The organism is Algibacter sp. TI.3.09 (assembly GCF_038154905.1).
GTDB lineage: Bacteria > Bacteroidota > Bacteroidia > Flavobacteriales > Flavobacteriaceae > Algibacter.
Genome location: NZ_JBAKAN010000003.1, coordinates 190,720 through 211,700, shown reverse-complemented (window position 1 = coordinate 211,700; position 20,981 = coordinate 190,720). Strand labels below are relative to the sequence as shown.

Annotated in this window: 12 protein-coding genes; 4 read left to right on the top strand and 8 right to left on the bottom strand. The window is 35.5% G+C overall.

Features of this window, described 5'->3' with window-relative positions; translation table 11 throughout:
* Nucleotides 1-51: 51 nt before the first annotated feature.
* The 8 genes from V6246_RS12780 to V6246_RS12745 form a co-directional block, all read right to left on the bottom strand.
* The gene (locus tag V6246_RS12780; protein WP_341560858.1) at nt 52-1,527 is read right to left on the bottom strand and encodes a sulfatase-like hydrolase/transferase; all 1,476 of its coding nucleotides are present in this window, start codon (nt 1,525-1,527) and stop codon (nt 52-54) included.
* Nucleotides 1,528-1,529: 2 nt separating this feature from the next.
* Nucleotides 1,530-2,351 (bottom strand): alpha/beta hydrolase, encoded by an 822-nt coding sequence (locus V6246_RS12775; protein ID WP_341560857.1) that lies wholly within the window; start codon nt 2,349-2,351, stop codon nt 1,530-1,532.
* A 13-nt stretch (nt 2,352-2,364) separates the two neighbouring features.
* Nucleotides 2,365-3,687, bottom strand: a complete 1,323-nt coding sequence (locus V6246_RS12770) for a sugar porter family MFS transporter (protein ID WP_341560856.1) — start codon at nt 3,685-3,687, stop codon at nt 2,365-2,367.
* Nucleotides 3,688-3,730: 43 nt separating this feature from the next.
* Nucleotides 3,731-4,819 carry a glycoside hydrolase family protein gene (locus V6246_RS12765; RefSeq protein ID WP_341560855.1) on the bottom strand — a complete coding sequence of 363 codons (1,089 nt, stop codon included), beginning with the start codon at nt 4,817-4,819 and terminating at the stop codon, nt 3,731-3,733.
* A gap of 27 nt (nt 4,820-4,846) precedes the next feature.
* On the bottom strand, nt 4,847-6,619 hold the full coding sequence (locus V6246_RS12760) for an alpha-L-fucosidase (RefSeq protein WP_341560854.1): 1,773 nt from the start codon (nt 6,617-6,619) through the stop codon (nt 4,847-4,849).
* 243 nt (nt 6,620-6,862) lie between these two features.
* Nucleotides 6,863-7,723, bottom strand: coding sequence for an alpha/beta hydrolase family protein (locus V6246_RS12755; protein ID WP_341560853.1), 861 nt, complete (start codon nt 7,721-7,723; stop codon nt 6,863-6,865).
* Between the two features lie 13 nt (nt 7,724-7,736).
* On the bottom strand, nt 7,737-8,603 hold the full coding sequence (locus V6246_RS12750) for a hypothetical protein (RefSeq protein ID WP_341560852.1): 867 nt from the start codon (nt 8,601-8,603) through the stop codon (nt 7,737-7,739).
* 18 nt (nt 8,604-8,621) lie between these two features.
* Nucleotides 8,622-9,797 carry a glycoside hydrolase family 88 protein gene (locus V6246_RS12745; RefSeq protein ID WP_341560851.1) on the bottom strand — a complete coding sequence of 392 codons (1,176 nt, stop codon included), beginning with the start codon at nt 9,795-9,797 and terminating at the stop codon, nt 8,622-8,624.
* A 514-nt stretch (nt 9,798-10,311) separates the two neighbouring features.
* On the opposite strand from V6246_RS12745, the gene V6246_RS12740 reads away from it, so the two are divergent.
* The 4 genes from V6246_RS12740 (at nt 10,312) to V6246_RS12725 (ending at nt 20,859) form a co-directional block, all read left to right on the top strand.
* On the top strand, nt 10,312-13,581 hold the full coding sequence (locus V6246_RS12740) for a SusC/RagA family TonB-linked outer membrane protein (protein ID WP_341560850.1): 3,270 nt from the start codon (nt 10,312-10,314) through the stop codon (nt 13,579-13,581).
* A gap of 33 nt (nt 13,582-13,614) precedes the next feature.
* Complete coding sequence (locus tag V6246_RS12735) at nt 13,615-15,525, top strand: RagB/SusD family nutrient uptake outer membrane protein (RefSeq protein WP_341560849.1); 1,911 nt, start codon at nt 13,615-13,617, stop codon at nt 15,523-15,525.
* Nucleotides 15,526-15,853: 328 nt separating this feature from the next.
* The gene (locus V6246_RS12730) at nt 15,854-19,045 is read left to right on the top strand and encodes a SusC/RagA family TonB-linked outer membrane protein (protein ID WP_341560848.1); all 3,192 of its coding nucleotides are present in this window, start codon (nt 15,854-15,856) and stop codon (nt 19,043-19,045) included.
* Nucleotides 19,046-19,086: 41 nt separating this feature from the next.
* Nucleotides 19,087-20,859 (top strand): RagB/SusD family nutrient uptake outer membrane protein, encoded by a 1,773-nt coding sequence (locus V6246_RS12725; protein WP_341560847.1) that lies wholly within the window; start codon nt 19,087-19,089, stop codon nt 20,857-20,859.
* Nucleotides 20,860-20,981 lie beyond the last annotated feature (122 nt).

Sequence of the window (20,981 nt, the reverse complement as noted above, 5' to 3'; positions counted from 1 at the left end):
ACAGAAACTAACACTAATAAATAGGACTATTTTTTTCATTTCACTAAATATCTATTCATTACGAACCCAAATATGACTTTCATTTAATAAATCTTTATACTGCACTAAAAATTCTGCTTTCATTTTCTCAAAAACTTCTGGTTCTTTCGAAGCTAAATCTTCAGATTCACTAATGTCATTTTTCAAATTGAATAATACAAAATTGGTGAGTTCAGCATTTTTAACATAAGCTTCGTTACCATCGTATAGATTATGAATATTTGGAAGCACTTTATTATCCGACTCCAATCGCGCCATAATTTTCCAATCGCCACTTCGCATAGCAACTCGACGCTCATTAATAGCATCATAAAAGGCCCATATTAATGGCTTTGCACGTTCTAAATCACCTGTACTTAAAAAGTTTTTAATGGATTGCCCATCTAGGGTTCTTTTAGGTAGTTCGGCACCAGCGATATCAACAAACGTTGGTAAAAAATCTAAGGCAGACACCACTTTTTCTGAGGTTCCGGTAAAAGTTTCTTTTCCTAACCAGTTTACAATACAAGGCACTCTAAAACCAGCTTCGTTAGTCCAAAGTTTCATACCTTTTAATGCTCCAGGTGTTCCATAAGAATGTTTCGCTCGCGAATATCTCATAAAAGTTTCTGGTCCGTTATCCGAAGTAAAAATCACTAAAGTATTATCTCCATATTTTTCCTTTAAAAACGCTACCAAACGCCCCACAGCAAGATCTACATTTTCAACATTGGCAAAATATTCTGCTTGTTGAAGGTTGTCTGCCAATGGTAAATATTTTTGAACTAAATCTTCTGGTGAAGCAATAGGTTCGTGCGGTTCGTGAAATGCCACTTCTAAGAAAAATGGTTTATCGCTTTTTTTGTTTTCAAGCCAATTAATAGCCTCGTTCACTACAATTTGACTACTAAAACCTTCTATTTCGCCAACTTTTTCGCCATTTCGAACAAAATTCTTTGGGTTTTGATGACTTGGGGATGCATTATTATGTGTTGAAAACCAATGATCGAATCCAAAATCGTTAGGTTGTGGCTGTTCTTTAGAATTAAAACGAGAATTACAATGCCATTTTCCTGACAAGCAAGTATCATAACCCGCCTTTTTCAACAAGGCAGGAATAGTAACCTCATCGGCCTGCATGTGTACTAAATCGCGGTTATCTTCACTCTTTTTAGGTCCAGGAATAAAATCGTAAACACCAGCTTTATTTGGGCTTCTTCCGGTAAGTAAACCTACACGAGAAGGCGAACAAACAGGAGCTGTAGAATAGAAATTAGTTAATTTAATTCCTGATTCCGCCAATGCATCTAAATGCTGTGTTTGTATAATAGAATGCCCAAAAGACGATAAATCTCCATACCCCAAATCGTCACACAAAAGCAGAACAATATTAGGTTGTTTAATGTCCTCTTGAACTTTACTTTCAACCGTTGCTTTTGTTTCATTTTTACAAGAAAAACTTCCCAAAAGGAAAACAAAGGCTAGATATTTTACAAAATTGAAATGCATACTTATTTCTTAGTTGAATTAAAAAAGTCGTTAAAAAACACCATTTGATAGGTTATTGAATTCGCCCAATATCGATTGGTATGTGCCCCAGGTCTTTCGATATAATCGTGCGGAATTCTGCGTTCTAAAAGTTTTTTATGCAAACGCACATTAGCATCGTAGAAAAAATCGTCTACACCACAATCGAACATAAACTTCAGGTTTTTACCATCAAGTAAATGCGTCATGTTAATAACCGTATTTTGCTCCCAAGTTTCTGGTTCTTCGGCATAAATGCCTAAACGCTTTGCGATTTCCCATTGTAATGGAAAGCCTCTTATGTCTAAACCACCACTCATGCTCGCGGCAACACCCCAAATATCGTTATGTTTAAAAGCTAAATATAAAGCGCCATGACCGCCCATACTATACCCCGTAATGGCGCGATGATTTTTATCGGCTATAGTATTGTAATTGCTATCAACCTCAGCAACAAGCTCTTTAGAAACATAAGTTTCATATTGCATATTACTTTCTTTTGGGCTATCAAAATACCAACTGGTTTTATGCCCATCGGGACACACAATAATTACATTGTATAAATCGGCATAAGCTTTAATCTTTGGAGCCTTACCCAACCAAGCTTTATGGTCGCCACCTGCGCCATGAAGTAAATACACAACTGGTAAATCTGGTCCGTTTTTTTTATAAGAATCAGGAGTTATTACTACGTTTTTTATGTCTTTATTCATGGCTGTACTATGCACAACCAACGTATCAATTTTTGATGCATAAAGCGATAATGATGCACAAAAAACGAGTAAAAATCCAATTAACTTTTTCATATAAACTGACTTATTATTTTTTCTTTAACATGATATCTTCTAACTCTTCTAAAGTTTTACCTTTAGTTTCTGGCATCATAAACGCAACAAATAACAATTGGAAAACCATCATTATAGCAAACACAAGGAAAACAAGACCACCTCCTACTAATTTCAATAAAAAAGGAAATAATGATGGAATAACTGCCGCTAAAACCCAGTGGGTCGAGCTACCAAAAGCTTGACCAGAAGCACGTAAATGATTCGGGAAAATTTCAGAAATAAACACCCAAATTACAGCGCCTTGACCTACAGCATGAGCTGCTATAAATAAAAACAAGAAAGCTGGAACTGCCATACCTGTCCATTCTAATAAGAATGCCGCAGCTAAAAGACCTAATGATGTAATATAAGCTACAGAACCTATGTACATTAAGGTTTTTCTTCCTAATTTGTCAATTAAAAATACACCTAATAATGTAAACACAAGATTGGTTACCCCTAAACCGATACTATTTAATAATGCTGAACTTTCTCCTAATCCTGCCTCTTCAAAAATACGTGGCGCATAATATAATACCGCATTAATTCCTGAAAACTGATTAAAAAAGGCAATAAAAAAGGCTAACATTAACGGAAATCTATATTTTTTAATTAATATAGTTTCAGACTTATCACTTTTTTCTGCATGTGAGTTAAACTCTTTAATTTGAGCATCAACATCTGCGGTTGGATCTATTATTTGTAATACCTCTCTTGCCTCTGCTTCTCTTGATTGAGATAATAACCAACGTGGACTTTTTGGTAATTTTAAAGCAAATAAAACGTATAAAATTGCAGGAATAGCTTCAACTCCAAGCATCCAACGCCAAGCATTTTCTCCAATATCACTTAATAGATAATTGGATAAATAAGCGATCATGATACCAAAAACAATATTAAATTGATACATCGCCACCAAACGCCCTCTGTCTTTTGCTGGTGCAATTTCAGAAATATAAGCAGGTGCAGCAATTGTAGATGCTCCTACACCTAAACCACCAATAAATCGCGCAAAGGCAAATACATAAGGATCGTTAGAAAAAGCTGAACCTATAGCCGAAAGCGCAAACAAAACACCAATAACAATTAACGTACTTTTACGTCCGTATTTATTAGTTGGAATACCTCCAAAAATAGCTCCGACAACAGTTCCCCAGAGTGCCATACCCATAACTACAGCGCCATGAAAAGCTTCTGATGAACCCCATAAAGCTTGTAATTTTTTATCGGCACCCGAAATTACTACAACATCAAATCCAAATAGAAAACCTGCAAGTGCTGCGGTAATGGACCATAATAATATTTTTTTGTTCATGATATGTTTGTGTTAGTTTTATTTAAATATTTAATTAGTTATGTTATTTTTTAAGAGGAATAACCATATTCCATGTTTTTGTACCGTTGCTAAATCCGCCAGGGCCATCCATTGTAGCAAAGAAAATATGTGTCGGCTTTCCGTTTTCTACAAAAACAAAAGGTCGTTCTAATTGTCCTTGTTTAATGGTTTTTCCATTGTTCCATTTTACCGTTTTTGTATAAGCTCTTGGATTTTCATCTATTATCCAATCGATACCGTTTTCAGAATGTGCTACCAATCCATCACCTTTTCCTCCAGTAATTAAACCTCTTTGGTCTTTTGCTATCATGTGGTAACCAGCATCATCACTCCATAAATGTGGATCTTCAACCTCTCCAAAACGTTCCATAGAAAATAATGGCTCGTCACCGATTACGGTATAGTCACCATCAAAACTAGGTGCTGTGGCCACGCCGATACTCATATCGCTTTGCGAAACGCCATCTTCCTTATAACTTCTTCCTTTAAAAAGTAAAACTACCGAACCATCTTCTTTAATTAAAGGTGACGGATTGGAGGTTAAAAAACTATAATATGAATTTGGTTCCACCTCTAAAATTGGTTCATTCTGACGTTTCCATGGGCCGTTCGGACTTTTAGATGTTGCTATGCCAATACGTTTTCCCCAACGCGCAGCAATACACCATTTACTTGATAAATCGAAATCGCTTAAATTTTCTTCCGTAACGGCCTCAAAAGGATGTGTAGATCCCATGTAGTACAGAATGTAAGTGTCTTTATATTTTACAATTTTAGGGTTATGGCACGATTTACCATCCCAATATTGTGTACCACGATCACCTAAAGCGACATCTTGAAACTGATAAGGTCCTTCTGGAGTTTTTGATGTAGCATGTACAATTTCTGAAGCCACCATCCAGCCTGGATGAAACGGTAACATTTTTGGCCAGCGCGATGCATACATATGGTACAAACCATCGTCTCCCTTAATAACAGAACTACCCCAAACCCAATAATCATCCATTTGTAAACCACCATCAATAGGCGCTTCATCTAAATTATTATAAAGACTATTTTGTGCACCGCAAGAGAACAAACATCCAATAAACAAGAGAAAAATATATTTCATCATTTTATAAAATCAATTAAACGGTGATTATTTTTTTACGGGTTGAAGTTTAACATCCTTCAAATTAATGGCATTCCATTTTCCGGCTACAGGCATTAGAGAAAACTCATATTTACCAGGTTTATCAACTGTAAATTGTCCTAATTCTGCTTTTTTAAATCGTTTTGGATTACTTCCTGTTGCGGCAACGTTTACATTTATAGAAGTTCCTGCAAGTGCTACTGTAATTTCAGTAGATTCACTTCCTGAATAGCCAAGCTCCACATTAAACGTGCCTGGTTTATCAATTTCGAAAGACCAATATACTCGAGCTGTTTCGCTATCCCAATCGCTAACGCAATCCCACTCTTCTTTGTATAGCGCGCCTGGCCCTTGTAAGTTTTCATATTGCGCTCTGTAAGCTGTAAGTACAGCCAATCCGTTTTCATCTTGCCCTAAAGCTTTTACAGGTAATGCATTTGGCATTTCTTTCAACTTTAAAACAATAACAGAAGCTACGCTATCTGGCGCTTTCCCTGTTAATTTTACCTGAATTCCATGATCTAAAGTTTCGGTTTTAAACGTTCTGCTTTTATCGGTAAGTAAATAACAAGATTCTACATTATTTTTTAATCGAATTGGCAACGCTGCTCCATCTTCCCAGTTGTAAACATGAAGATACAGTAATGCCTTATTTTCAATGGTTTTCATGGTAATACGTCCCCAATCTGGTTCGGTAGAAGTTGGACTTGCTTGTGTACCGTAAATCGCTTTGGAATTTGTATCCATCCAAGCACCAATGGCTTTCATGCGCTCAACAGCTTCGGTTCTTAAAATGCCTTCTCGGGTTGGGCTTACATTCAATAAATAATTTCCGCCTTTACTACTCTGATCTATTAAATTATGAATTAAAGTAGGTATCGATTTAAAATTATCATCGTCGCTACGGTAACCCCAACTACCGCTAACGGGTTGGCATAACTCCCAATATTTCGCTTCGGGTTGATGTCTTGGACCGTTTCTTTCAAAAGTTTTATGGTCTCCGGGATAATCATCACCCAAACGGTCGTTTGTAATAATCCATGGTTGTAATGCTGTAGTAATGTGGTGCAGGCTATCGACAACAGATTTTGTCATTTCGCGAGGTGTATCCCACCAAAAATTTGATATCGGACCATATTCTGTAAGTAATTGTTTTACTTCTGGAAGTGCTTTTTCGTAAACATACTCGTCGCTACTAACACGCTCAAAAGATTTGTCCCAACTGTTACCTAAACCACCCGGGTGATGCCAATCTTGCGCTTGCGAGTAATAAAAACCGAATTTAAGGCCTTGCTCTTGGCAGGCGATAGATAATTCTTTTAAAATATCACGCTTAAAAGGCGTGGCATCTACAATGTTATAATCGGTGGCTTTAGAATCGAACATAGAGAATCCATCGTGATGTTTAGCCGTGATAATCATGTATTTCATTCCGGCTTGTTTAGCTAAAGCCACAAACTCGTCGGCATTAAATTTAGTGGGGTTAAATTCGTCTGCAAATTTCTCGTATTCAGCTACCGGAATTTTGCCTTTATTCATAATCCACTCAGCACTATTTGTTTGTGCTTCGCCATTATAAAAACCCGCAGGAACTGTATAAATCCCCCAGTGAATAAACATACCAAATCGGGCGTCTTGCCACCATTCCATACGCGCTTCGTCTGTTATATTTTCCGGATCGATATTCGTCTCGACAACTACAGTTTTTTCTACTTTAGAACCACATGCTGTTCCTAAAAGAAACACAAACAACATTGCACAAATACCTGATTTTTTCATCCTTGAATTTTTTATTATTTATTCTAAAAAAACATAATAGATACAATAATAAAAATAATAGACTTTTTACGGTATAAATCATGAGCCTTTCCATATAAACTATAGCTTATTTATGCGCTATATTAATGAAATAGGCTACTAACAAGCCGTTGAACGATTTTAAACAAAAATAAAACGTTACATTTTACATGAAATTATGTAAACTTTTTTATGAATTTTCTACACAAAAAGCCCCCAATAAAATTAAGGATTAGTTGCCTTCAAAATAAAATCTACAATAGGTTTTGGGTCTTTTAAAGAATGTGGATGATGCCCTACTTCAGGTTTATGAATCATGGTTAACTCCCAACCTAAACCATTTAAACGCTGCTCTAATAAAGCACTATTTTCTGCCACGGGAACAACCTTATCTGCATCGCCAACAACAATTAAAATTGGCACTTTTTGAACGGCAATATACTCCATATGATTTATAGGATTTCCCGAAAATTGAGACGCTACTTCTTCAGTAAAATCATAGCTAACTAAGCAGGCTTCCCATGCTTTTTTAGAGCCATCGCCTGTGCCTTGTCCAGCAGGCCAACTTTTAAAATCGCAAACCGGTGCATCGGCATAAATGCAAGCTACTTTTTCGGCATTTTGATTCGCCCAATTAAAGATGATTAACCCACCTCTACTCATGCCTTCTAGCACGACTTTAGGGTTTAATTTATATTTTTTTATAATGAAATCGTAAAAATCATTCCAAATATTAACAGCCTTCGGACTTCCGAATAAATTAGCCACTTCAATATACACCACATGAAAACCCGCGTTTAAAAGTGCGATATCGGTTTGTGGTTCATGACCCCAAAATCTAGCACGCCAAATCCAGTTTTTACTTGCGTTTGCTTTCTTCGGAAACACCACTTTATAAGCCACTCCATTTAAGATTGCTTCCTTTATTTTAAAACCATTCCACTCCTTTTTTACGACTTCATTTTCTTCGGAAATATTTCTAATTGAAGTTTCAAAATTAGCTTTTGCTTCCACAGAACTTATTTCAGAAGAAAAACAATGAAAACTGATAAATATGATGATGAATAAACTTAAATTTCTTTTCATTTTTGAATTTTGTTTAATGTACTGGATTTTCGATAATTGCTCTTGCATCCTCAGGACTTGTTTTTTGTTTTCCGGTTAACAGATAAATAATCATACCAGCATCCGACGGATCGAAATCTCCCTTTTTAACACAAGTTAATTGCCTTTGATACAACCAATCTAATTGTTTTTTCGCTTCTTCCGAAGTATTTCTTATAGGTGAAGTATTTATCCAATCGAACATGGCTTTTGGCGCTTTCATACCTTCGTAATCTTTCCCGCCATTTTGATCGGATATTCTATCGCAAATCAATCCGTAAGATTCAAAATTTTCTTTAATTTCATTCCAAGTCCAACCAGAATGTTCTTCCCAATCGTAAGGTTTATCAGAATGTCTATCGTTCCAATTCGAATGAGAAATAATTCTCACATATTTTAATTTTGCTTTTTTTGATTGTGAAATTGCAGATCCCACAACATGCATAGGCCCTGCAGCGACAATAGTTAACGGATTGCTCGCCTTAGATTTATTAATTTCTTTTACAATGGCATTAATGGCTTTGGCAGAATCGGCAACAGCTTCTAAGAAATTACTCTTTTTAAAATTGTATATTTTTTGACCTTCTAAAGCACTGATTAACATCTCGGCTTTTCCTTTTTTCATTTGATGGTCGCTACCCCAAATATGATCACTAAACGTGTAAACGGTAAGTTTATCCTGAAGCCCTTTTGCCGCCAATAGTGCCAATGTAAAAGGTGTAGCAGCCCAATCGTCGTGATCGTGTTCATTACCATCAGAACTTACCACAATACGACCAATAGAATACGGTACAGTTTGTGCGGAAATATTAGAACTAAAAGTTAGTGCGATACAAATAAGAATAAAAGCAAGCTTTTTCATTTTAAAATGTGGTATTTATTAAATATTTTCTAGTTTCATTAAACGTAATAAGGCTTCCATGTAATAATAATCGGCGTAAATAATTGGCACATCCATTTCTTTATTCTTAGGGTGATTTCCTGTAGAATGCAATAGCAAGGCATCATTTTTAGCATTACTCAAATAAGCACTAGATGATAGATTTTCAACCAATGTTTTACCTGCTTTTAAATATTTAGATTTTAATTTTTCATCTTGAACCAAACCTGATAATTCCATTAAACCACATGCTGCAACCGCTCCTGCAGAAGCATCTTTTGGTGCATTAGGAATTTTAGGGTCGTCGAAATCCCAAAACGGAATACCATCTTCCGGTAAACGGTCTAAAAATTTATCTGAAAGTTTTATGGCAGTATTTAAAAAATTAGAATCACCAGTTTCACGATATGCCATGGCAAAACCATAAATTCCCCAACCTTGCCCGCGTGCCCACATAGACTCGTTAGCATAACCTTGGTGTGTGTATCCTTGTAAAAAAGCTCCTGTTTCTATATCAAAAGATCCGACATGAAATGCAGAACCGTCTTCCCTAACCAAATACTTCATGGTTTGTTCAGCATGACTTTTGGCTATATCGTACAAACTTTTATCTCCACCATTTTTAGCTGCCCAAAAAAGCAATTCTAAATTCATCATATTATCTATAATGGTGTTGTGCTTGTATCTCTTAATTTGAGAAGGCCAAGATAAAATACTACCAACTTTCGGGTTGTATAATGTAGCTAGTGTATCGGCTGCTGCCAACAAAATCTCTTTATAATTTTGGTTTCCTGTTAATCTAAAACCATTACCATAACTGCAATATAATTGAAAACCAATATCGTGATTTCTAGCAGGACTGTATGCTATGGTTTTTAATGTTTCGGTGAATTTAATAGCTTTATTTTTTAGAACCTCATCTCCAGACTCTTCATAAGCATACCATAAAATCCCAGGATAAAAACCGCTACACCAATCTTTTGTTTTAACATAGCTCCATTGTTTGTTATTTTCATCTATATGCCTCGGGAAACTATCGTAAAATGTAAGTTTTTGAGTTACTGTTTTTATTTTCTCTACGTTTTGATTTAAAACCGTGTTTACATCAAACTTTGATAATTGATTTATAGCTGTTTCTTTCTTTACAGAATTACAGGAGAAACATACAAATAACATTAAACACAATATTGATTTTATTAACCGCATTTTTTCAGTTTTAAAACATTCACATCAAACCTATCAATCAACCTGATGTTTCTTTAATTTTTATGCAATTTAAAATTTATAAGATTCCTTCTTGTTAAATTATCATTCGAAAACTATAAATTATGGTTTAAAATTACGGTTTCCGATATAATTAAGAGTTACTTTAACACTAACATCCTTTTAGGGGTGCATAAAGAAAATTACATTACAATAAATAGCTTTCACTCTTTTATGTAAGAATACTTCTAAATAAAACACACAAAGCTTCTCTTCTTCCTAAAGATGACTGTTTCAAGAAAAAAGAATCATAATTTATATTGATTGGTCTATAAGTTATCATGAACAACTAAAATTTTAAATACCATTGTAATTCTAAAACTAGATTAAAACCACTCTCTCATTTTGATATGATTTAAAAATGAATATTTCATTACTAAGTTGTAAAAAAAACAAAAGGGTATCTAAACAAACAAACTAATTATTTATGATGAAAAAAATCAAAAATCAGACCAGTCTGAAAAAACCACTAAGCCTATTTTGGATGATAGCTTTTTTGGTTTGTAGCATGACTAATGTTGGGTACGCAAACCCAATAAATCAACAAAACAGAACTATTACAGGAACGGTTGTTAGTGCAGAAGACAACTTCGGAATCCCTGGAGTAAATGTAATTGTAAAAGGTACCTCTACTGGAGCCGTAACAGATTTTGATGGAAATTATAGCATTACTGTTCCTTCAAACAGTTCGGTCCTTTCGTTTTCTTACATAGGGTATTCTAGCAAAGAAGTTACAGTTGGAAACAACTCTACTATTAATGTAACGTTAGATTTAGACATAGCAGCCTTAGACGAAGTTATTGTTGTAGGTTTCGGTACACAGAAGAAAGCAACCCTTACAGGTGCTGTTACCCAAGTAAAGGGTGACGATGTTTTTAAAGGAAAAGGAACATCAAGTGCAGCATTAGCACTACAAGGAGAGGTTCCTGGTTTAGTTGTAACTAGAACATCATCTCGTCCTGGTAATGACGGTGCGAATATCCAAATTCGTGGAGATATTTCAGTAAATAACATTGGGCCACTTATTTTGTTAGACGGACTAGAAATTGCAGAATGGCAATTAGCAACTATTAATGCAAACGATATAGAAAGTTATTCTGTATTGAAAGATGGAGCTGCTGCTATTTTTGGAACCAAAGCTGCTGGTGGTGTTATTTTAGTAACCACTAAAAAAGGTAAGCAAGGTAAAATGAAAGTGAATTACAAAGCTGAAACACAAATGAATTTTGCTGGAGACATGCCTGTTTCTAGCTTAAAAGACTGGGGTAAATTATGGTTACTTGCCGGTGAAAACGACACCTTTGGATATACCGATGGTAATGGTGCTACACAACAAGCTACAGGAACATATCGCTTTTTTACACAGGAAGAAACACAAGATATTGTTGATGGAACTTATCCCCTTGCACCAGAATCTGTTTTTTGGTTAGGTAAAGATCATCGCTTGGCTGATGTTAATCAATACGATGCTGTTTACGGAACTACAATCTCTGAAAGACACGATTTATCTCTTTCTGGTGGTAGTGAAAATGCAACTTATAGAACCTCGTTTGGTTATGCTAACGAACGCTCTCCAATATCATTTGTTTATGATGGAGCTAAACGTTACAACTTTCGAACAAACTTAACATACAAAATGAGTGATATGGTGAAAACAGATTTCAGCGTATCTTACGATAGCAGAAAAGTTGACGAACCTACTCAAGGTGTTGGTCATGGTGTACAAGACATGTACTTATTTCCGCTTTATAATCCACAAGGCCAATACTACGATATCTTTGGAGCAAACAACTTGTTAGCAAAATTAGATGAAGGTGGACGCACAGTAAACAGAGAAGAAATTTTTAGACTAGGAGCGAAAATCACTTTAGATTTAAACCAATACGTTGAAGGACTTTCACTTACCTATAATGGTAATATGAGTTCACGTAACGGAACTAGAATGGAACGTACTACATCTGTTACTATGTACGATTGGGACGGAAATGTCTCTAGTACACCTACATCGTTGTTAAACTCTGGTGTTAAGTATTTTGATACTGATATCCGTTTCCAAAACCATGTATTACAAGCAAATTATTTAAAATCTATCGGAAAGCATAATTTCGGTGTTCTTGTTGGTACAACAGCAGAACAACAACAAATTAACAGAGCATATACTGCTAGAACCAATATGTTAAGCGATGAATTGGATGATATTAATACAGGAGATATAACTACTCAAGTTACGGGAGGTTCTCCTAAACAATCTAACGGAAGCACGTTTAACTCTGGTAGTGAAGCTGTTGGTTTAATATCTTACATTGGTAAATTTAATTATGATTATAATGGCATCTATCTTTTAGAAGCTTTAGGTCGTCGTGATGGGTCTTCAAGATTAGATCCTGATTATCGTTGGAAAAATTTCTTTAGTGCATCTGGAGGTATTCGTTTATCAGAATTAAGTTTCGTTAACGACTTGAACATTTTTAATAATTTAAAAATAAGAGCTTCTTATGGAGAAACAGGTTCTGTAACAGGAATTGGCGCTTATGATTACTTATCAAGCATCAATACAAGTTCTACCATTTTTGGAGCTGCCCCTTCTTTAGCTAATACCGCATGGGTTGCGGGTTTAACAACTACTCAACGTTCTTGGGAACGTGTAGCAACAACTAATTACGGTTTAGATTTCACTATCTTGGATAATAGGTTAAGTGGTACCGCTGAAGTTTTCCATAGAGAAAACAACGATATGTTAGTACAAATTACTTACCCTCAATTAGGTGGTTTTTCTGCTCCGGATACAAACAGTGGTGATTTCGTTTCAGATGGTTACGAGATCTCTTTAAATTGGAGAGATCAAATAGGAGATCTTAAATACAGAGTTGGAGTTATGTTTTGGGATAGTAAAAGTGAAGTTGCACGTATGGAAGGACAAACTGCAATTACTTATGGTGTTAACAAAATTGTCGAAGGAGATCCATTGAATGCTATTTATGCTTACAAAACAGATGGATTATTTCAAAATGAGGAAGATATACTAGATTACTACAACCAAGTTGGTTTTAGCGATGTTACTAGCCAATCTATGAAGTCTGGATCTTTATTACCTGCTTATAGAAGTTCAAACCGATTAACGCCAGGAAGTGTAAAACGTGTAGATGTAAATGGTGATGATGCGATTACAACAGATGATTTAGTTTATGTTGGAGATGCCAATGCACACAACAGTTATAGCTTTAGCCTTGGTTTAGAGTATAAAGGGTTTGATTTTAGTGCCTTCTTTCAAGGTGTAGGAAAACAGAATATTGTACGTGATGGAGCTTTAGCATACCCATTCCGTTCTTGGTGGACAAACCAAAACCCAACTTACCTAACATCTTCTTGGACCCCAGAAAACACGGGTGCTTCTAACCCTGTAATATCTTACAACGGACAAAGAAACAACTGGAACTACAGACATATTAATGATATTAATGTTATTAAAGCATCTTACCTACGTGCTAAAGTACTTTCATTAGGTTACACGTTACCTCAAGATATTTTAGACAGAGTTGGTTTAGATCGCATTAGACTGTCTTTAACAGGAAATGATTTATTTGTAATCGATAATATTAAAGATGGTTTTGATCCTGAAAAAGGAGATTCTGCAGGACAAGGTAGCACTGTTCCTTATACCTCTACTATGGTATTAGGACTAGAAATTACATTTTAATAAAAATTAGTTTAAAAGAAATATATCAAGAATATGAAAAATATAAATAGAACCTTGAGAACCAAATGTCTCTTACCTGTTTTAGCTATTTTTATGCTAACGGGTTGTGATGACTATTTGGATCAAGAACCACAAGACGCACTAACAGAAGCTCTGTATTTTGAAACAGCTGAACAATTTGAAAACTCTGCCAATTACCTATATACAAGGTTAGGTTTTGATTACGAAGGTGATCAAGATTCACAAGGAGATACATCATCCGATTTATCAGGAAACATTCCTGCAACGGATGCTTATGGACAAGGGAGCTCTACAACGCCAACTACCGACGATATTTGGAAAAACAACTATAGTTATTTACGTGCTGTAAATCAGTTAATTGAAAAAGCCGAAGATTACCCTGGAAACCAATCAGATATTGAAGGGCCTGTAGGGACAGCATACTTTTTTAGAGCATGGCACCACAACAACTTATTGAAACGTTTTGGAGGTGTACCTATAGCTATTAAAGCTTTTGATGTAGATTCAGAAGAATTATACGCACCAAGAAATAGCCGTTATGAAGTTGTTGCACAAATGATCGAAGATTTAGATATGGCTATCGCTTTATTACCTTCACAGAATTCGTTATCAACGTCAGATCAAGGTAAAATATCCTTAGAAGCTGCAAAATCTTTAAAAGCTCGTGTTTTACTTTACGAAGCTACTTGGGAAAAATACGTTGGAACAACTACGGATGGAGATGGTAGCTCTACAGGTGCAGGTTCTAATAAACCTTCTGGATACCCATCAATTGAAAACATGTTTACAGAGGCTAAACAGGCGGCTTTAGAGGTTATCAATAGTGGCGCGTTCGAACTTTGGGATTATAGAGATGAACTAGGTGAAGAGCATTTATTCTACTTATACAACTTAGAAGATGGAGGTTCAAACCCTATTGGTTTAACAAAAGCAGAAAATAAAGAATTTATTTTTCAAACCGTTTTCGATTTTAGTTTAAGAAAAATAGGAAAGAATTTAACACATGCTAAACCAATTACTCCATCTAGAAAAATGATGGATATGTATTTATGCACAGATGGTTTACCTGTTCAACACTCATCTGTTTTTGAAGGCTATGATACAATGTTATCTGAATTCCAAAATAGAGATTTTCGTTTAAAGAGTTTTGTTAGCGAACCATTAAAAGAATATTGGGGATGGGGATCTAACACTAACGGTGGTGGTGCTCAATACGGTGTAGCATTTTCTGAAAGTGGCGTTGCTTTTGATTATCGTTATGTTCCTCAATTAACATCTCCTGGTGCTGGTCGTAATATCGGATACCAAGGACGTAAATTTACAACTGAATATATTTTAAGAGAAACGAACCAAGAGTCTTTTAATTACCCACAAATTCGCTTAGCGGAAGTTATGCTTATTTATGCTGAGGCTGCCGTAGAATTAGGAAACGGAGCTATTAGTGATGGTGACCTTGATATCTCTATCAATAAAATTAGAGAACGTGCAGGTGTGGCTTCTTTAACTAATGCTTTAATCGCTCCTTTCAGTGATTTAACTATGTTAGGTGAAATTCGCCGTGAACGCGCTATAGAACTAGATGGAGAAAACTTCCGTTTTGATGATTTAAAACGCTGGGGAACAGCTGTAGAAGAATTGTCTAGAAATGTTTGTACAACATATATTGAAGGCACAGAATACGAAACTGCTGAGAACCCTAAAAACCCAGGAACAAACATATGGTTACCAAGCGCTTTCCCTCTTGGTTTAACCCAAGCCGAAGAGCCTGTTTCAACATACTCAGGAATTGCTTCAACAAAACCTGGTGCTTTAATTTTAGATCCGTCAGGTAATAGAATATTTTCATTAAAGAACTATTTAGATGCTATTCCAACGAATCAAATAGATCAAAACCCAAACTTATTACAAAATCCAAATTGGTAATATAAAATAGAAATATTTTAAACAAAGTTTTTTTTATTAAAACGGTAAATCGAAATTTCGATTTACCGTTTTTTTTGTTCATATAAAACCTGCTCTATGATAAAAAAATCATATAAAGGCTTTCACTAGCGGCCATACCCATAGAAAAGAATCATAAGTGATAGCTATTTATTAATGATTTATAAAAACTCCTTTTTACAATTTCTAACATTGTAACTCTAAAACTATTTAAAATATTCCTAACAGCAAGAAATATTGAATCTTAAAACATCAATAATTCAACTAACCCTAAACTTGGAAGATTTTAAAGCATTAAACTAAATTATTTATGATGAAAAAAATCAAAAATCAGACAAGTCTGAAAAAACCTTTAAGCCTATTTTGGATGATAGCCTTTATGGTTTTCGGCATGACGAATGTTGGGTACGCAAACACAAACCCAACAATTGAACAAAACAGAACCGTTACGGGATCCGTTGTTAGCGCAGAAGATAACATGGGAATCCCCGGAGTAAATGTTATTGTAAAAGGTACCTCTACTGGAGCCGTAACAGATTTTGATGGAAATTATAGCATTACTGTTCCTTCAAACAGCGCAGTTATTTCATTTTCTTACATAGGTTATGTAACAAAAGAAATTACTGTTGGTAGTAATTCTAAAATTAATGTTTCCTTAGAATCTGATGTTGCGGCCTTAGACGAAGTTGTTGTTGTAGGTTATGGTACTGCTAAAAAAGAAACATTAACAGGATCTGTAGAACAAATTAAAGCTGAAGTTTTTGAAGATTTAGCCGTAGCAAGTCCTGCTCTAGCCTTACAAGGCAGAACACCTGGTTTAGTTGTGTCTCGTACATCATCACGCCCAGGAGACGAAGGTGTAGATTTTCTTATTCGTGGAGCTAGTTCAGTAAACGGTATAGAACCTCTTGTAGTTATCGATGGTATTCCGGCGATAAACGCATCATCTTTTAATGATATGAACCCGAATGATATTGAATCTATTAGTGTACTAAAAGGTGGTTCGGCATCCGTTTACGGTTCTCGTGCTGCAGGTGGTGTTATTTTGGTTACCACTAAAAAAGGAAAAGGTGAAGTTAAAGTAAACATAAGTTCAGTATTACGTATAGGAACAATCGGTATTCGCCCACCTACACCAACTATGCAAGAATGGGGTAATTTATGGTTAGCTGCAACATCTCAAGATGCTTCTCCAAATTTCGGTCCTTGGGGCGGAACTGAAACTTTAGAAAGGTTTGCAGCAGGAGAAGAAGGAATCTATAATTTCCCTAATGCTTTAGGTGATGTATATATTAGTGATTCTAATAGATTTGACGAAATGTTCGGAAACTCTTACTCTCAGCAACAAAACATCAGTGTTTCTGGAGGTAGCGAAAAAAGCAATTTTCGTATTGCCGCTGGATATGATGAAAATGTAGGTGGTTTAAAAGTTGCTGATGATAGCAGAGACCGTTACAATTTCTCTTTAAATTATGGGGTTAATGTTTCTGAACGATTTAAAATAAGCACGAACGTAACCTATTTTCATACTAAATTCTCAGGGCCTTCTGGTGGTTTAGATAGAGAAGCAACTACTTACGATCCTCCTATTTTTGCTTCTAGAAACTCTTTAGGACAATGGTACGGAAACTTTGGAGGTAATATTGCCGGCGCTAGAAACTCTGTCGCCAGAGTTGTAGATGGTGGTCGTGAGAACAAAATTGCTAAACAATTTAAAATATCTGCATTAGCAGAATATCAAATCACAGATAATTTAAGTGTAACAGGCTCTTATGCGGTAAGCGAACAAAATACTGAAAATCAAATATACCAATTGACGGTACCAACATATAACTGGTTTGGTGATGTAGCACCTGCTCAAATTAATAGCCAATCGTATATTGAAGAAGAAACAGGCCGTATTACATACAAAAACTACAAAGGCGCTTTAAATTACAGTAATAATTTTGGAGACCATAACGTATCGGGATTATTAGCTATTGAAGCTGACATAAACACATCTAAAGGCCTTAGAGCTAGACGAAATGGTTTTATTGATTATGGTGTTTACGATTTAGATTTAGGAGCTACAGATCAAGCTATTCAAACAGAAGGCGGCGGAAATACTTGGGGCTTTTACGGTTATATAGGTCGTATTAACTATGACTATAAAGGTAAATACTTATTAGAATTGCAAGGCAGACGTGATGGTAGTTCTAGATTTGCAGAAGGAAAAAAATGGTCTAACTACGGAAACATTTCTGGTGGTTGGGTATTAAGCTCAGAAGATTTCTTGAAAGATAGCGATATTGTATCTTTCTTAAAAATAAGAGGTGGATACGGTGAGTTAGGAAGCACATCAGGTATTGATAATTTCGGCTACTTGTCTACAGTTAATTTAAGTGGTACAACTATTTTCGGAACTTCTGCTGGATTACAAGCAACCTCTAGTGCAAGCGATTTATTTAGTTTAACCACTACTTGGGAACGTATTGTTTCTAAAGAAGTTGGATTAGATTTTAAATTATTTAACCACAAATTATTTGGTTCTGTAGATTTTTTCCAAAAAGATAATAAAGGTATGCTTATTAAAGGTGTTATCAACCCAATAATAGCTCCAGAAGCACCATTTACTAATATTGGTACCTTACAAACTAAAGGTTGGGAAATTATGCTAGGATGGAAAGATAGAATTGGTGAGTTTGATTTAGGTATTAGTGCCAACATGAGTGATTCTAGAAACGAAATAACTCAATATGACGGTGCTGAATCTATTGTAGCCGGTTTAAACAGTGTAGAAGATGGTGAAAACATCGTTGGAAAGCCGATTAATCCATTTTACATGTGGGAAACTGCTGGTTACTTTAAAGATCAAGCTGAAGTAAATGATTATTACAATAGTCTTGATGCAGGAGGAAATTTACCTTCGCAAACATCAGCCGCAGCTTTACGACCAGGAGACACACGCGTTGTAGATACTAATGGAGATAATGTTATTGATACTAAAGATTTAGTGTATCAAGGCGATTCTACACCACATTATGTTTACGGATTAAATTTAGATCTTAAATATAAAAACTTCGATGTTAGTGCGTTTTTCCAAGGAGCAATAAACCAGAACGTATTGAGAACAGGTTATTTTAGTAGACCTTTTATTAGAGTATGGCAAAACCAATCTAACACATGGTTAGGACGTACTTGGACAGAAGAAACACCAAATGCTGAATTCCCAAGATTAACTACAAATAGTACTTTAGCGGAATGGAATTATCAAGATAAAGATTTCATGCTTCAAAATAATAGATACGTAAGATTGAAATCTCTTATTATAGGTTACAACATTAACGACTTAAAAATTGGTAATACACCAATTCATACGGTACGTCTTTACTTTTCAGGGAATGATTTATTCGAATTTACTTCTGTAAAAGATGGTTACGACCCAGAATCACAGGCCGATACAAACGCCAGTGCTTATCCTTTTATGCGTACTTGGGCTTTTGGTGTAAAACTATCACTATAACCCAATTAATTCGCGTTTAATAAATAATAAAACACATACAAATGAAAAAATTAATATATATAATACTGCCCTGCGCCATGCTATTCTTTACTGCTTGTGAAGAGGATTTTATAAATTTAACGCCGCCAGCAGACATTACCGAAGCTGTATATTATACCGAAGCAGAACATTTTAAAACAGGCTCTAATAATTTCTACACCGATTTATTACCGTGGACTGCATTGGGCGATTTTCTTGATCATGCTTCCGATTTAAACGGATATAAAGAAGATTCACCACTCCAAACTTATAGTCGAGGTGATACCTTTGCACCTGTAACAGATGATTACTATAATGATGCTTACACCGCACTTCGAGATATCAATCTTTTAATTGAAAGAGCTGCTAACTATAGTGGTGACCAAAGCGAGATAGCCGAATACGTAGCAGTTGCTAAGTTTTTTAGAGCTTATCATCATTTTGCTTTAGTACAACGTTTTGGAGGTGTTAATATAGTAACACGATCGTTAGATGTTGGCTCAGAAGAAGCTTCTAGCCCTAGAAACAGTAGATACCAAGTAGTTGCTCAAGTTTTAGCAGATTTAAATGATGCGATATTAGGTTTACCAAGAGAGCAAGATATACCGTCTACCGATAAAGGAAAAATTAGCAAATGGGCGGCTATGGCCTTAAAAGCAGAAATTCTTTTACATGAAGCAACTTGGATGAAATATGTTGGCATCAGCACAGATGGTGATGGCATTGCATCTGGAGCAGGTAGCGAAGGTTTTGATGCTGCAAATATTGATATATATTTAAAAGAAGCTGCTGAAGCGTCAAAAACGATAATGGATCAAGGTGGTTTTGAACTTTGGAACCACAATGATGTTTTAGACAACATGAGCTCTTACTATTTATTTATGCTTGAGGATAACGAATCTAACCCAGCGGGATTAGATAAATCTTCAAATAACGAATATATTTTTTACGGTAAGTACGACTTTCTATTAAGACAAGGTAGAGCTTTATTAAGTCATACCTCAGTAGGAAGATTAATGCCTACGAGAAAAATGGTTGATATGTTTTTAGCTGATGATGGTTTACCAATAGATAAATCGCCAAGATTTCAAGGTTACACAAATGTATCCGACGAATATCAAAATCGTGATTACAGAATGCGTGCTTACTTTACCAATAATGAAACTCATGAAATCCCAGAAGATGGCTCAGTACTTTTAACTGGTCAAGATAATTATGGATACTACAACTCTAAATTTATATCTTGGAAATGGCCTGTTTACAGAGCGTCGTATACCGAATCTCCAGACTTACCCTATATACGCCTAGCTGATATATATTTAACATATGCTGAAGCTCTATATGAATTAAATGGAAGTTTAACTGATGAGCAAATGGACGAATCTATAAACCTAGTAAAAGCAAGAGCCGGGTTACCTGCTATTAGCAATACCTTTTTAGCGGCTAACGGTATGGATTTACTTACCGAGATTAGAAGAGAGCGCACAATTGAGCTTTATGCTGAAAGTTCTAGGTATAACGATTTACGTCGTTGGGGTCTTGCAGAACAAGAACTAAATCAAGATATTTTTGGTGCCGTTATAGAAGGTACAGCTTTTGATGGAAACCCAGACCTTTATACACCTGGATCTTACATCTACGGAGAAAAAACAACGACAACAGCCGTAGGTGAAAGAAGATGTATTCTACTTGAACCCGAATCTGTACGTAACTTTTCTAGAGACAACTATTTATACCCGTTACCAACGGCTTTATTTAATACTAACGACAACCTACTACAAAACCCAGGTTACTAGTAAAAGGTAAAAGACAAATTCATATTAAATACTTTATCAAACCGGCAAATCGAACTCTTCGATTTGCCGGTTTTCTTTTTAATCCACCCAAAATAAAACTTTAAGAACATTACATTTAAAAA